The organism is Clostridium sartagoforme (assembly GCF_004794105.1).
In the GTDB taxonomy this organism is placed as follows: domain Bacteria; phylum Bacillota; class Clostridia; order Clostridiales; family Clostridiaceae; genus Clostridium; species Clostridium sartagoforme_B.
Window position 1 is genome coordinate 87,261 of record NZ_SRYR01000005.1, and the last position, 14,710, is coordinate 101,970.

The 14,710-nt window shown below is 29.3% G+C and carries 9 protein-coding genes and 1 riboswitch; all 9 genes read left to right on the forward strand.

The window, feature by feature from the left end; translation table 11 throughout:
• Positions 1-73 precede the first annotated feature (73 nt).
• Complete coding sequence (locus tag E5347_RS11060; protein WP_136007293.1) at positions 74-1,588, forward strand: bifunctional metallophosphatase/5'-nucleotidase; 1,515 nt, start codon at positions 74-76, stop codon at positions 1,586-1,588.
• A 159-nt stretch (positions 1,589-1,747) separates the two neighbouring features.
• Complete coding sequence (locus E5347_RS17105) at positions 1,748-1,987, forward strand: hypothetical protein (protein WP_243109774.1); 240 nt, start codon at positions 1,748-1,750, stop codon at positions 1,985-1,987.
• Positions 1,988-1,996: 9 nt separating this feature from the next.
• Positions 1,997-3,010 carry a chloride channel protein gene (locus E5347_RS11065; RefSeq protein ID WP_243109775.1) on the forward strand — a complete coding sequence of 338 codons (1,014 nt, stop codon included), beginning with the start codon at positions 1,997-1,999 and terminating at the stop codon, positions 3,008-3,010.
• A gap of 128 nt (positions 3,011-3,138) precedes the next feature.
• Positions 3,139-4,680, forward strand: a complete 1,542-nt coding sequence (locus tag E5347_RS11070) for a family 20 glycosylhydrolase (RefSeq protein ID WP_425350457.1) — start codon at positions 3,139-3,141, stop codon at positions 4,678-4,680.
• A gap of 391 nt (positions 4,681-5,071) precedes the next feature.
• Positions 5,072-11,305 (forward strand): discoidin domain-containing protein, encoded by a 6,234-nt coding sequence (locus tag E5347_RS11080; protein WP_168354953.1) that lies wholly within the window; start codon positions 5,072-5,074, stop codon positions 11,303-11,305.
• A gap of 160 nt (positions 11,306-11,465) precedes the next feature.
• Positions 11,466-11,566, forward strand: a riboswitch (TPP riboswitch).
• A gap of 153 nt (positions 11,567-11,719) precedes the next feature.
• Positions 11,720-12,376, forward strand: coding sequence for a thiaminase II (gene tenA, locus E5347_RS11085; RefSeq protein WP_136007295.1), 657 nt, complete (start codon positions 11,720-11,722; stop codon positions 12,374-12,376).
• A 126-nt stretch (positions 12,377-12,502) separates the two neighbouring features.
• Positions 12,503-13,141 carry a 3-hexulose-6-phosphate synthase gene (hxlA, locus tag E5347_RS11090; protein ID WP_168354954.1) on the forward strand — a complete coding sequence of 213 codons (639 nt, stop codon included), beginning with the start codon at positions 12,503-12,505 and terminating at the stop codon, positions 13,139-13,141.
• Positions 13,128-13,667: a 6-phospho-3-hexuloisomerase gene (hxlB, locus tag E5347_RS11095; protein ID WP_136007297.1), complete on the forward strand. Its 540-nt coding sequence runs from the start codon at positions 13,128-13,130 to the stop codon at positions 13,665-13,667. The genes hxlA and hxlB overlap by 14 nt, the downstream gene beginning before the upstream one ends.
• A 281-nt stretch (positions 13,668-13,948) precedes the next feature.
• Entirely contained in the window at positions 13,949-14,650 is a 702-nt protein-coding gene (locus E5347_RS11100) for a DsbA family oxidoreductase (RefSeq protein ID WP_136007298.1), read from the forward strand.
• Positions 14,651-14,710 lie beyond the last annotated feature (60 nt).

Below are 14,710 nucleotides of genomic sequence, written 5' to 3' on the forward strand. Positions count from 1 at the left end.
TAATTTGGAACAAATTACTTCAACAATTGTGAATTATTAATTGTTAACTGTTAATTGAAAAAATGGAGGTACTATGAAATTAGTAATTTATCAAACTAGTGATCTACATGGATTTGTATATCCAACTAACTATGTTACTGAGCAATCCCTAGGGATTTTAAAAATAGGAACATATATATTAAAAGATGAAAAAAATTATGATGCAGCATTAAAAATCGATTGTGGTGATTTAGTTCAAGGATCAGCATTAACTCACTATTTATCTAAACAAAAGTTAGATACTAATCCGATTACTGAGCTTATGGAGGATATAGGATATGATGCTTATATATTAGGTAATCATGAGTTTAATTATGGATTAGATTATTTAAATACTGCTTATAAAGATATTTCAAATAAGATTATTAATGCAAATATTAAAGGATTAGCTTTTGATAGTAAGCCTTATAGAATTTTTGATATAAATGGTTTTAAAGTAGGATGTATTGGATTTACTACATCTTTTATACCTAACTGGGAACAAGAAAAGAATATTGAAGGTTTAGAATTTTTAAATCCAGTTGAAGTATACGGCAAATATGAACAGGAATTAAAAGAAAAAAGTGATATTATAGTTGTATGTTATCATGGAGGTTTTGAAAAAAGTATAGATGGTAACAATACTCCTACAGAAAAATTAACAAAAGAAAATCAAGCTAGTGAATTATTAGAAACTTATGATTCAATTGATATAGTTTTAAGTGGTCATCAACATAGATCATTTATAACTAGAATAAATGGTGTTATATGTACACAACCAATGCATAATGGACAAAATTTCAGTAAGATAGTAATAGATACTGAAACTAAGGAATCAAGCTACGAATTAGTAAATGTTTCATTATTAAAAGATGAAATTAATAAAGAGTTAGAGAAGAGATTTATTGAAACTAATAAAGAATTACAAAAGTACTTAGATAAAGAAATAGGACATTTTAAAAATGACATTATCTTAGATAATATATTTACGGCAAGACTTAAGGGACATCAATTTATAAACTTTTTACATGATGTTCAATTAGATGTTTCTAACGCAGATTTTTCAGCTTTATCATTATTTGATACTGCTATTGGATTTAAGAAAAATGTGTCAATTAGAGATGTATTAATTAATTACCCATATCCTAATACCTTAAAGGTGCTTAAAATAAAGGGTAGCAAAGTTAAAGAGGCAATTGAAAAAAGTGTCACATATTTTGTTTTAGAAAATAATGAAGTTAAGATAAATAATGAATTTTTAGTTCCAAAGGTTCAAAACTATAATTATGATACCTTTGCAGGTTTAACTTATGAAATAGATTTAAACAGAGACTTTGGAGACAGGGTTATTTCTATGAAGAAAGATGGAAAAGAGATAGATTTAAATAAGGACTATACTATAGTATTAAATAACTATAGAGCAAGTAATACTGCAATATATCCTGCTTATGAAAATGCTGAAGTAGTTAAGGAAATAAATATGGATATGAGTGAGCTTATAATAGATTATTTCCAAAGAAATAAAGAAGTAGATGTTCCATCTGAAAGTAGTTATATAATTAAATATTAGTATAATAGCTATATCAGATAAAAACTGATATAGCTATTATTTTTTTGAATATAGTTAAAAGACTATGAAATCTGATATAAAAGTCCCCTTTTTTATGAATTGTTTTGTAGAAACTTCGGATAATACATAATAAGAAGATAAAAAAGGAGATTTTATGATATGGAAGTAAAGGATAGAGTAGATAAGGAATATTATATATTAATAAAAAAGGTATTTAAATGGGTAATACTTAGCATATTATTAGCGATACCAATTGGCATTGTAGTAGGTTTATATAATAGGATATTAACTGCTGCAAATAGTTTTAGAAAAGAACATGAGCTATTAATATTATTTTTACCAATTGCAGGAGTAATAATTACTTTTATGTATTTAAGAACCAAAAGAAATGCTTATTGAGGAGAAAACTTGCTTAAATCAGATGTACAATTAGCAGCTAAAGACATACCTTTTTATATGACCTTTGTAGTTTTTTTAGGATCATTATTAACTACATTTTGTGGAGGATCTGCAGGAAAAGAAGGATCAGCAATTTCTATGGGAGGAACCTTTGGAGATTTTATTGCTAGAAAGTTTAATCTATCGAATGATGAACAAAGAACTCTTGTTATTTGTGGAGTAGGAAGTGCTTTTGGAGTAATATATGATGTACCTTTTGCTGGGGCAATACTTGGAATGGAGCTTGTATTAAAAGGAAGGTTTCATTACTCAGCTTTAATTCCTGCCTTTTTTACTACAGTAGTATCTAATGAAATTGCTATAAGAGTTGGAAGTAAGGCAATTCAATATCCCAATTTAATATTAGATGATTTAAACTTAATATTAATTGGTAAGTTAATTATATTAGGAATTATATTTGGAATAGGTGGATTTATTTTTAATTTTGTTTTAGATAATAGCAGTAAAGTTTATAACAAAGTAACTAAAAATCCTTATATAAAAGCTATTTTAGGTGGGGGAATTACTATAATTTTATTTTTCTTAGTTGGAGATAACTACAATGGGTTAGGTCAATCTTTTATAAACGAATCCTTTAATAATTATGTAGGTATAGAGGATCCTATATTAAAGATAGTATTTACTGCAGTGGCCTTAGGTTCAGTATTTCAAGGAGGAAGAGGAAATCCAACATTTTTTGTTGGAGCTACATTAGGAAGTTTTGTGGCTAAATATATTAATTTACCGTTACCATCAGTAACGGCTCTTGGAATGATAGGAGTATTTTGTAGTGCTACATCTTTACCGATGACATCTATAGCAATGGCTCTTGAGTATTTTGGAGGTGAAGAAATGGTGGCAATTATTTTAGTTATGACTATAAGTTATATTATTTCTGGATTTTATGACATTTTATATAAGAGTAAATTACCTAAGGGAAAAGCTACGTTATTTGAAGGGTATGTACATAAGAATAAAGAATAATATTAATAGATGTATAGTATGAATTTTAGGTCATAAAATAATGCTGAAAGAAATATTAAGGAGGATTAAAATTGAAGAGTAAAAATAAGAAACATTTAATTATTACTTTATGCATCCTTGTTATAAGCATTGTAACATTAGTTTTTTCTAATATTAATAAAGAAGATGAAGACCTAGCTGTTATTGCAGAAAAGGTAAACAATACTATAATTCCAAAACCGATAAATTATAAAGAGGCAGAAGGTAAGTTTACATTAAATAAAGATACAAAAATATATGTAAAAGGTAATACAGAAGAAGAAACTACAGAAATTACTAGAATTGCTGAGTATTTAAAGGGAAAGTTAAGTCCTTCAACAGGATATGAATTTACTATAGTAAAAAATGAAGTACCTAGTGGAAATAGCATTTACTTAACTACAGTTGAAGGAAAAGAAGAACTAGGAAATGAAGGATACGAATTAACTACTACTACTGATGGAATTATATTGAAGGCATATAAACCTGAAGGATTATTTAGGGGAATTCAAACTATTAGACAACTATTACCTGCTGAAATAGCTAAAAGTACTTTAGTTAATAATGTTGAGTGGAGCATTCCTGCATCTACAATTTATGATAAACCCGAATATGCATATAGGGGATTTATGATAGATGTAGCAAGACATTTCTTCCCTGAAGATGTTATAAAACAGCAAATAGACTATGCAGCTCAATATAAAATAAATAGATTGCATCTCCACCTTACTGATGATCAAGGTTGGCGTATTGAAATTAAGAAATATCCTGATTTAACTCTTATAGGAGGAAGTACACAAGTTGGTGGTGGACCTGGTGGATATTACACTCAGGAGCAATTTAAAAGTATAGTTCAATATGCAGCAGATAGGTATATAGAGATAATACCAGAAGTAGATATGCCAGGACATACAAATGCAGCATTAGCTTCTTTGGCATTTTTAAATCCAGATGGAAAAAGAAAACCTCTATATACAGGTATTGATGTTGGATTCAGTACATTAATGACAGATAGTGAAGAGACATATGAGTTTATAGAGAATGTGGTAAAGGAAATTTCAGCAATTTCACCATCAAAGTATTTTCATATGGGTGGAGATGAGGCAGATAGTACTAAAAAAGAAGATTATGATTATTTTGTAGGGAGAGTATCTAAAATAGTTCAGAAATATGGAAAGACTCCTATAGGATGGGATCCAATAGATACAGCTCCAGAAATAAATTCTAGTACTATATTACAAAATTGGAAGGCTTCAAATGAAGCAGCTAGAGAAAAAAATATGAATATGATAATATCCATAGCTAGTAAAGCATATTTAGATATGAAATATAATAGTGCTACTCCATATGGATTAAACTGGGCAGGATATATTCCAGTAGAAACAGCATATAATTGGGATCCAACTGATTATGCTCCTAAAAATTTAGTATTAGGAATAGAATCACCTTTATGGACTGAAAATATAGCTACTGAAGATGAAATGGAGTTTATGATATATCCAAGATTATTAGGATATTCAGAAATAGGTTGGACTCCAAAGAGTTCAAGAAATTGGCCAGAATATAAGGTTAGATTAGAAAGACAAGGACTAAGAATGGAAAATGAAGGGATAAATTATTATAAAGATAAAGATATATGGAAATCCAAGTAATGGTCCTATTAAATAATAATGTTAAATAAGCTATAAATTAAATAAGGAGTATCTAGTAAGTAATTTAAAAGTAATTTACTAGATAGCTCCTTTATTTTTTTATATTATTTACTGATTTGTTATGAAAATTCATTAAAAGAGACATTATATGAAAAAAATGCAAAATTAATATAAAATATATCAATAATAGTCAGAAAATAGAGAATATAGCAAAAAGTGCAAAAATATAAAACTTCTATCGGAAAGTGCAAATACCATAATAATTAATTAATGTATAATTTTTCTTGAAAGCGTTAACAGAAATGCTTTTTATAATGACTATTTTATAATGGAAAGGATGTGTTATGTTTTAATTTAAAACAAATAATATTATTATATTAGGGGGAAAGTTATGTTTAATAAACTTAAAAGAGTTGGAGCTACAACATTGGCAGGAATGATGGCTCTAACATTATTTTCAACTCCATATAAGACGGTAAAAGCAGATGTTTTAGGTGGAGAAGTTCGTGCAAGTTATGAAAATGGTAAATTAACAATTGAGAATGACTACATAGGACGTACTTTTTCAACAACTGAAAATAAGTTAAAAACAGATAAAATTACAAATAAGAGAACAAGTAATGGAATTACTGACTTTATTCCAGCAGAAGGCAGTGAAGAATTTAAGATAAGAATGACAAAAGAAAAATCAGATCCTATTACATTGCCATCCGTTTCTAGAGATGGATGGACTGCAAATGCAGAGAGTTATCAAAATTCATCTGGTCCTAGTGATGGACCTGCATCTAATCTTATTGATGGGAATGTATCATCAATATGGCATACAAACTACGGTGGAGGGCAAGGAAAACAAGAATATCCGTATAATGTATTATTCACATTAAACGGAGTTAAAAAATTTCAATCATTTTCTTATACGCCACGTCAGCAAGGTGAAGGGGTAAATGGGAATATCAAGGGTTATGAACTTTGGGCTGCAACAAGTGATACTAAGCTTGCTGCAGATTCTAGTGAGTGGAAGAAAATAGCACAAGGTAACTTTAAGTATGATGGTATAAATCCTATTTATGTTAACTTAGATGAAGAAGTAAGTGCAAATCAATTAAAATTTGTAGCTGTTTCTTCAAATAACGGACAGAAATTTGCAGGAGGTGCAGAATTTAATTTACATGAAGAAAAAGCACCAATTGTGGTAAATGATAGAGAGTTTGTATCAAGTAATTTAGAATTAAATGGAGAGCCTGTTATTTCAGATACTAATGCAACAATAAATAATGTTAATAAAACAGGTAAAAAAGTAACATTTAATTTTAAACCTTATACATTTAAGAATGTTGAATATACTATAACTGAAAATATTGTTATGTATGAAGGCGATCACTTTATGCGTAAATATTTAGAAATAAGTGTACCAGATGATCAAAAGGCAAATGCAGTTATTGATTATATTGATTTAGAATTTATGAATGTAAATGAAAACGATGCTAAATGGACAATTCCAACAGATGCTGGTGGAATTGTTGAAATGGATCAGTTTAAGGCAAATCTTGGACAACCGATTTATATTCAAGGAATGTTCTTTGGATCTGAGTTTCCTTTAACAGATACACAAATTGTAGATGATATTGGATATATAAGATATTATTCAGGAAAATCTTTTGAAAGACTAGGACAAGATAATCAACTTGCTAAAACAGAAGATGGAAGTGCAAAATATGTTACATGGCAAACAGTTGCTGGTGCAGCAAGAAGCACAGAAAATGAAGTTATTCAAGCAGATTTCTTTGAATATATATCATCTATTGCTACACCATCTGAATTCCGTATTCAATATAACTCATGGTTTGATAATATGATGAGAATTGATGATAAGAATATTCTTGAATCATTTATTGAAATAGATAGAGAACTTAATAAGGTAGAGGCTCGTCCTTTTGATTCTTATGTAGTAGATGATGGTTGGGTAAATTATAATGATACTTCTATTGTAGATCCAGTACGTTCTGGTACTACATTAAATAAAACTGGTTTCTGGGAGTTTAACTCAAAGTTCCCTGAAGGACTTACACCTTCAAGTGAACTTGTTAAAAAGTTTGGAAGTAACTTTGGTGTATGGATTGGGCCACGTGGAGGATATAACTTCTATGGATCATTAGCTAATATTATGACAAAGAGTGGTAAAGGAAGTAAAGCAGGCGGTTCAATTGATGTTGCAGACCGTGAATATATAAAGAATTTTACTGATATGGCAGTAGATTGGCAAAATGAGTATGATGTTAACTACTGGAAGTGGGATGGTTTTGTAGACCGTGCACAATATAATGCTTTTCCAGCAGCAGATGGAGTACCTGGATATAATAACCGTCATATGACTGGTGGATATCAACATATGTACCATGTAACAGATATGTGGGAAGCATGGATAGACCTATTTGAAAAAGTTAGAGAAAAAGGAGACCATATTAATAAGCTATGGATTTCAATAACTTGTTATGTAAACCCAAGTCCATGGTACTTACAATGGGCTAATAGTGTATGGCTTCAATGTACTGCAGACCAAGCTGATGCAGGAAGTAGTAGCAGTAAAATGGATCGTCAAATGACATACCGTGATGCAGCTTATTATGATTTTATAAAGAACCATGAATTCCAATTCCCTCTAGCTAATATTTATAATCATGATCCTGTATATGGTAAAGAAGGAACTGGAATGAATCTTACTACTGCAACAGATGAGCAATTTAAGAATTACTTATATATGCTTGCTACTCGTGGAACAGCATTCTGGGAGCTTTATTACTCTGATAGCATTATGACAGATGGTAAATATGAAGTTACAGGAGAATTCCTTCAATGGGCAGAAGAAAGCTATCATATGCTTAAAAATTCAAAGATGTTTGGAGGAAATCCGAATACTGGTACTAAACTTAGTGGAAATGGATCAGGAGAAAACTATGCATATGGATTCTCTGGATTTGATGGAACAGATGGTATAATTTCATTAAGAAACCCTGCTACAACAGCTAAGGAAATTACCTTTACTTTTGACCGTACTATGGGAGTAGCTGAAAATGCAGGTGTTTTAAAGTATCATTTAGAACATTCTTATAATCTTACAGAAGGAACAGATACAACAGGAACTCTTGAGTATGGAAAAGAATACACAATTACATTACAACCAGATGAAGTACGTATTCTTCGTGTATCTAAGGATGGAGATACAACAGCTCCTAAATATACAAGAGCTTATACAGATGGAGATAAGACAATTACTGTGAAATTCGATGAGAAAGTAAATGGTAAATTATTTGAAGTAGAAGGAGCAAATATATCTTCTATTAATAAAAGTGCAGATGGAATAACTTATACTATTAAGTTAACAGAAGCACTTGAAGATGGTGATACTGTATCTATTAAGGCTAAAGATATTAAAGATTTAGCAGGTAATAAGTTAGAAAATAAAACAATTACTACAACTTATCATAAAGATAATAAAGTAATTGAAAGTAATACTACAAATGTAAATGGAAGTAAGCAAATATCAGATACAAAAAAATCTATTAATTCAAACAATGGATTTACTGTTTCTGCATCAGTAAAGACAGCATCAAAGGGAAGTGTTGTTTTACAAGAAAATGGTTATGATTTAGGAATTAATGAAGAGGGAAAAGCATATTTCACATTAAATGGTGCAACAGCAGTATCTGAAGATGTTGTTAATGATAATGTTCAGCATGTAATAACTGGTGTAAAAGAAAATAACGGTATTCTAAAATTATATGTTGATGGAGAGCTTGTTGGTTCTGCATATAATGAAGATAATAGATATTTTGAAGTAAATGCTGGAGTAACTACAATTGGAAGTACAGGATTTACAGGAGATATTGGAGTTACTGTATATGATATTGCTTATGGTTATGATGTGGTAAAAGAACTTGCTAACCCAAGCAATGAGCGTAAACCTCTAGATACTACTGGAATGACAGTAAGTGTACCAAATACTGGTGATGGAAATATAGATAAGATTTTTGATAATGATCCTACAACTTACTGGACAAGTACTAGAGCAGATAATGGTATTGCTAAGGGTAATCCATATCTAGAAATTGACCTTAATGGTTCATATGTTATTGATAGAGTAGATTATACAAAACGTTTTTATAATAACTCAGCAAACATATGGAAATGTACTGGTAATTTACGTGAATATGTTTTAGAAATAAGTAATGATAATGGACAAACATGGAGAGAAGTTAAGTCAGGAGAAACATTTAAAGATGAATCATTAAATGAAAAGGGCAATGGAGGAACTACGGAAATAACTTTTGATAAGGTTGAAGCAACTAATATCCGTATTAGTGGTACCAAGTCTTATCACTGGAAACCTGAAGACGTTGATAAGTATATGACTGTTGCTGATATGAAGATTTTCGGAGAGAAAGAAGTATCAACTAATCTTGCATTAAATAAAAATATTACTGGTAAATGGACAGGAACTAATAATGATGTAACAGTAAATGCAAGCAAACCATTATCAAATGCAGTTAATGGTAATAAGACATTAAATGACTATGCAGACTTTGGAACTGATAATAATACAGACTCTTCTTATATTCAAGTTGATCTTGGTAAAGTGAGTGATGTTGAATCTATTAATTTATATCGTTACTGGAGTGATTCAAGAATATACAAGGGAACTGTTATAGCTTTATCTGAAACAGAAGATTTCTCTAATCCTATAATAGTTTATAATTCAGATGTTGAAAATAAGCATGGACTAGGCAAAGGAACAGGTTCTACTTATACAGAAACTGCAGCTGGAAAAATATTTACATTGAATAAAGTAACAAAAGCAAGATATGTACGTGTTTATATGCATGGAAGTAATAAAGGTAATACAAACCATATAGTAGAATTAGAAGTTATAGGAAAACAAAATAAGGATCCCGAAGTAGCTATTGATATAAGTACTTTAATCGATAGACTTGCTGTATTAAGCGAGGTAGATACTACTAACGCTACAAAAAATAGTGTAATAGAGTTTAATAAATTAATGAAAGAAGGATATGACTTATTATCAAATGTTAAGACAGAAGAAGATATTAATAGTATGATTGCTAAATTAGAAAATGCAGAAAGTATTCTAGTTGATACAAGGAATCTTAAAACAGCTATTCAAGAAGCAAAAGATGTTGTTGCTATAAAGACAACAAGTAGTTCTCAAGACTTAATTGCTAAAATAGAAGAAGCAGAAGCTTTATTAATTAATGGAACTACAGATAGTATTACAATAATTATTGAAGAATTAAATGCAGATAAATCAAGTGATAAACTTGTTGATCGTGGTAACGTAGAAGCATTAGCAGATTTAATAAATTCTTATGAATCATTAAAGGAATCAGATTATACTAAGGAGTCATGGGATTTATATAAGGCTAAACTTGATGAAGCAGTTGCTATTGTTGAAGATAATAGTAATAGTTCACAGGCTGATGTAGATGCTGCAAAGTCAGCTCTTGAAAGTGCAAAGAATAATCTTGTAAAAGCTCCTGTTGTAACAGAAGTAAATAAGGATGCACTTAAGAAGGCTATTGAGAATGCTGATAAGGTAGAAAAGAATGTTTATACAAATACATCTTATGATTTTATGAAAGCAGCATATAATCGTGCTATAGAATTTATGACCAGTAATACTGTCACGCAAGAGCAAATTAATGAAGCAACAAAGTTATTAGAGGATTCATTAAATGCGCTTGAAAAGCGTGCAGATGTAACAAAAGGAGAAAAACTTTTAACTAGTATCCAAGAAGAAGATCTTAAAGCAGCTGACTATACAGAAGAAAGTTGGAATACATTTGCAAAAGCTAAATCAGCTTTAGAAGCAGCAGTTAAAGATAACTCTGATATAAATGAAGCTAAGATCAATGAGCTTATTGAAGCTCTTAAGGATGCAAAAGACAACCTTAAGAAAGCAACTCCAAAGGTTGATAAATCAGAGCTTGAAAGTTTGTATAACGCAAATAAAGATAAGAAGGATGAAGGTTACACAAGCAGTACTTGGAATACATTCCAAAATGCATTAAAAGTAGCTGATGCAATTCTTAAAAATGAAAATGCAACACAAGAGCAAATTGATAATTCTTTAGCTAATTTAATAAAAGCAATTGATGAATTAGAAGAAAAGCAAGAACCACCAACAGAAGAAGTAAACAAAGATAAGTTACAAGCAGTGTATAATGTAAATAAAAATAAAAAGAAAGAAAATTATACAGAAGATTCTTGGAATATATTTATTAATGCTTTAAATGAAGCAAAAATAGTATTAGATAATAAAGACGCTATAAAAGAAGATGTTGATAAAGCTTTAGCTAATTTAGAAGAATCTATTAAGAACTTAAAAGAAAAGACTAAGGAGCCGTCAACTGATACAGAACAACCAGGAAATAATGAAGATAAAGAAGAATCAGATAATAATAGTTCAGGGAATAATAATTCAGGAGCTAATAATTTACCACAAACAGGAGGAAGTAATCCTATGGCAGGAGTATTATCTGCTATGTTATTAGTAGTTGTAGGAGCATTCTTTCTATTTAATAAAAAAAGAATAAATAATAATATTAAATAAGCTATAAGCTAAATAAGGAGCATCTAGTAAGTATTCAAAAATAACTTATTAGATAGCTCCTTTATTTTTTAAAATTATAAAGGAGAAACAATTTTAAAAAATATTTAATATAGAAAATATTGACAATTAATAGTAAGTATATAATAATAAATATAAAATAGAAAATTGCTAGGGGTGCCATAAGGCTGAGAAATAGATAAGATATTAACCCTTGTACCTGAACTGGATAATGCCAGCGGAGGAAAGCTTTAATAATATTAAGATTTTATAAGATATTAATTTTTTATTGAAGATTATGCTATATTCCTTTGGAGTATAGTCTTTTTTATTTCGCAACTATAATTAAATATTTTCTGTCTCTATTTTTAGCAGAAAAATTTAACTTAAAATATAAAATTTATGGAGGTTGGGTTTATGAAATTTACTGATATTTTATTTGAGGATGTAAGGGAGATTTGGGGGAAGTATTTAGAGCATCCCTTTGTTAAGGAAATAGGAGAAGGAACTTTAGATAAAGAAAAGTTCAAAAATTATCTAGTTCAAGATTATCTATACTTAAAAGAATATGCTAAGGTTTTTGCGATGGGTCTTGTAAAAGCAGAAAGCTTAAGTGATATGAATTTATATTATGGTTCTATTAAGGGGATATTAGAAGATGAAACAGAAGTTCATACTAATTACTTAAAGTACTTTGGAATAGATCAAAACAAGGTATTTGATAATAGAAAAGAAATGACAACAGAAAGTTATACAAGCTATATGCTTGGAATTGGATTGAAAGGTGACTTAAAGGAGATTGCCATGACTATATTACCTTGCGCATGGAGCTATCAATTTATAGGTAGAAGTCTTTATGAAAAGCATAAGGATACCTTAGATAATAACTTCTATAAGCCTTGGATAGAAGAATATTCTTCAGTTGAATTTGAAGAAGGTAGTGAAGTCTGGAAAAATCATATAAATGATTTATGTAAAGATATTTCAGAAAAAGAGGCTGGAAATTTAAGAGATATATTTATGAAATCTAGCCTATATGAAATGGATTTTTGGGATATGGCCTATGGAAAATAGAATGGATTTTCATTTGTTAGAATACTAAGGTGTAATAATATAGTAGAAGAATATTTATTATGATATATTGGTTTTAAAAGATAAAGTTAAATAGAAGTAAATACTAATGATAAGGGGGAGATAGTTGTGAAACTTCAAGTAGCAATAGATAGGGTTTCTATAGAGAAGGCAATAGAAATTATTGAGGAAGTAAAGGATTATGCTGATATTATAGAAATAGGAACATCATTAATTAAAGATTTTGGATTAGAATCAGTTCGAAGGATTAGAGAAAAGTTTCCTAATGTAACAATATTAGCAGATATCAAAACAGTAGATGAGGCTGAGTATGAGTTTGAAGCCATATATAAAGCTGGAGCTGATATAGCAACAGTTCTTGGATGTGCATCTTTAGAAACTATAAGAATTTGCAAAAGGGTAGCTAATAAGTATAAAAAAGATTATCTAATAGATTTAATTGAAGTCTCAAAGGAAAAGCAAGAGGCCCTAAAAGAGTTTAATGATGGGATTATTTGTGTCCATATGCCAAGTGATAATAATGGACAAGATTTAGAGAATCTTATAAATTCATCAATAGAAAATCTAAAAAGTTTTAATAGATTAGCTGTAGCTGGTGGAGTTACAAAAGATAATATAAATATTATAAAAGAATATAATTTCCATATCGCCATAGTAGGTGGTGCTATAACTAAAGCAAAAGATATAAAGAAAGAAGCTAAGGAATTAAAAAAACTATTAGGAGATGAAAAGAATGGAAGTTTTTAATGTAATATTAGATGAAATTAAGGAAGTTTTAGATAAAGTTAATGATTCAGAATTTAAAAATGCCGCTGTATCTATTAAGAAGGGGAGAAGAATATTTGTTAATGGTGAAGGACGTTCTGGACTTATGGCTAAAGGCTTTGCTATGAGACTTATGCATTTAGGATATGAGACTTATGTGGTTTCTGAAACAATTACTCCTGCATTGAAAGAAGGAGATTTATTTATTGCTGTTTCAGGTTCAGGAAAAAGTACTAACATAATTTCAGATACTAAGAAAGCTAAAAGTATAGGCTCAGAAATTTTAGTTTTCACAAGTAATAATGATTCGGAATTAGCAAAATTAGCAGATAATATTGTTATAGTACCTGGAACAGTTAAAGGAGATATAGGAGCAGAGAGAAAATCAATACAATTATTAAGTTCCTTGTTTGATCAAAGCATTCATATAGTATTTGATGGATTATGTTTATACTTAAGCCAAAGAGATAATATTTCAAATGAGTCTGCTACTAAAACTCATTGGTAAATAAATAAATAAATAAATAAATAAATAAATAAATAAATAAGCTGCCTTAAGGTAGCTTATTTATTTATAAATTGACTATTTGTTCAATCTTCTGTATTGCTTTGCATAAATTTACTAATGGGTATATAATATACGTATATTTTAATTTTAGTTAAATGATGTATTTGTATAGAATGTTTATATACTTTTACTGAAGATGAGTACATTTTTTATATTAAACAAGAGCTAGAGAAAAATAAAATTAATTGAAAAATTATTTAAAGAAATAGGGAGGTAGAAAAATGAAAGTAGAGATTTGGTCAGATATTTTTTGTCCGTTTTGTTATATAGGAAAACGTAGATTTGAAAATGCTTTAAAAAGCTTTTCAGATAAAGATGATGTGGAGATAATATATAGGAGCTTTGAATTAAACCCAGATGCTCCAAAGGTAAATAATAATAACATTCATGAAGCTATAGCAGAAAAGTATGGAATGAGTGTGGAAGAAGCTAAAGCAAACAATGATGGAATAGTTAGACAAGCGGCTTCTTTAGGATTAGAGTATAACTTTGATACATTAATTCTAACTAATTCTTTAGATGCACATCGTTTGATACATTTTGCTAAAGATTTTAATAAGATGGAAGAGATGACTGAAGCTTTATTTAAAGCATACTTTACTGATTCAAAGAATATCAGTGATATAGATATATTAGGTGATATTGCAAAGAGTGCTGGCTTGAATAAAGAAGAGGCTATAAAATTCCTAAATAGTGATAAGTATAAAAATGAAGTTAGAGAAGATGAAGCTTTATCTAGAAATTATGGTATTACTTCTGTACCAACTTTTGTATTCAATGATAAGTTCAAGGTTACTGGTGCACAGCCAGAGGATGTATTCTTAATGGCATTAAATAAGGCATTAGAAGAAGATAAGCCTTCATTAGATTTAGAAAATAATGATGGCAAAAATGTATGTGTTGATGGTAATTGTGGTATCTAATATTCTATAATTATCAATAAAAGATATATAAGACTAAAAACTCTGTAGTTTATACTATAG

Coding starts and splice junctions, on each gene's coding strand:
- E5347_RS11060 (WP_136007293.1), top strand. CDS start 74: ATGAAATTAGTAATTTATCAAACTAGTGATCTACATGGATTTGTATAT.
- E5347_RS17105 (WP_243109774.1), top strand. CDS start 1,748: ATGGAAGTAAAGGATAGAGTAGATAAGGAATATTATATATTAATAAAA.
- E5347_RS11080 (WP_168354953.1), top strand. CDS start 5,072: ATGTTTAATAAACTTAAAAGAGTTGGAGCTACAACATTGGCAGGAATG.
- tenA (WP_136007295.1), top strand. CDS start 11,720: ATGAAATTTACTGATATTTTATTTGAGGATGTAAGGGAGATTTGGGGG.
- hxlB (WP_136007297.1), top strand. CDS start 13,128: ATGGAAGTTTTTAATGTAATATTAGATGAAATTAAGGAAGTTTTAGAT.
- E5347_RS11100 (WP_136007298.1), top strand. CDS start 13,949: ATGAAAGTAGAGATTTGGTCAGATATTTTTTGTCCGTTTTGTTATATA.